Source organism: Streptomyces sp. NPDC052101, assembly GCF_040680235.1.
Classification (GTDB): domain Bacteria; phylum Actinomycetota; class Actinomycetes; order Streptomycetales; family Streptomycetaceae; genus Streptomyces.
Genome location: NZ_JBFAWH010000165.1, coordinates 1 through 1,078 on the forward strand (window position 1 = coordinate 1; position 1,078 = coordinate 1,078).

The window sequence follows — 1,078 nt, forward strand, 5'->3', positions numbered from 1 at the left end:
GCGTGTTCTACGCCGCCGAGGACGCCAAGGTGCCGATGGTGGTCCAGGTCAGCGGCTCGCTCCTGATGCTGCTGCTCTCGTGGGCGGGCGCGATGCTGCTGCCGCTGTGGTCCATGGCCCTGTGGGTCGCGGTCGCCTCGTCCGTCTCGTACGTGTACCAGTTCGTCCTGACCCATGTGCTCACCGTGCGCCGGTTCGGGGACTACGGCCTCGCATCCGTGCTGCGTGCCCACGTCCAGACCGGCCTGGCCGCGCTGGCCGCGGCGGCCGCGGGCGTCGTCGTCGTGTGGCTGCTGGGCGGGTACACCGGCGGGTTCGCGTGGAACTCCATCGGGACGGCGCTGCTCACGTGCGCGGTGGCCGCCGTGGCGATGGGTCCGGTGTACCTGATGGTGCTGCGGGCCATGCGGTTCCCCGAGCTGGACGACGCCCTCCGGCCGCTCGTCGCCCGCGTGCCGGCGCTGGGTCGTCTGCTGCGCGTCGGCAGATCTCTGGCCGCGACGGCCACGCCACGTATCATCGGATTCCGACCCCGTCGTCAGGAGAAGAGCCCGTGCCCCAGCCCATCGCCGTCGGCGCCGTCCTGGGCGGCCGCTATCGCATCACCCAGCACGTGGTGACGTCCGCGGACCAGGACATGGTGTTCCTGGGCACGGACCAGGTGCTCAACCGCCGCGTCACCGTGCTCGTGGCCTCACGTGAGAACGCCACGCAGGTGGCCTCGTCCGCGCGGGAGCTGGCCACGGGCGAGCGCACCGACGACGTGCAGGTGCTCGACCTGGGGCTGTCCGAGGGCCGCACGTACCTGATCGCCGGCGGGGACCCCGACCCGGACGTCCTGCTGGGTCTGGCGTACCCGCAGGAGCTGTACGTGGAGCCGTTCCAGACGGACAGCCTCGGCTCCGAGCTGTTCGGCGAGTCGCGGACCGGAGACCCCCACGCCTACGACGACGACGAGGCGTACTAAACAGACCTCGACCGCCGTCTCCGAGCGGACTAGGACTATGCCCAGCGTCGTCCAGGGTTCATGAACCGCCTCTCCGATCGCCTCGCCGAGCGGTTCCGTCCCTCCGACGGC

2 protein-coding genes are annotated in these 1,078 nt (G+C 71.2%); both read left to right on the top strand.

From position 1 onward, the window contains the following. The coding region (locus AB0L75_RS44520) for a hypothetical protein (RefSeq protein WP_365191981.1) at positions 1-620 on the top strand (620 nt) is incomplete at its 5' end. Further along, entirely contained in the window at positions 554-967 is a 414-nt protein-coding gene (locus AB0L75_RS44525; protein WP_365191982.1) for a hypothetical protein, read from the top strand. The genes AB0L75_RS44520 and AB0L75_RS44525, both read left to right, overlap by 67 nt. Positions 968-1,078: the final 111 nt, after the last annotated feature.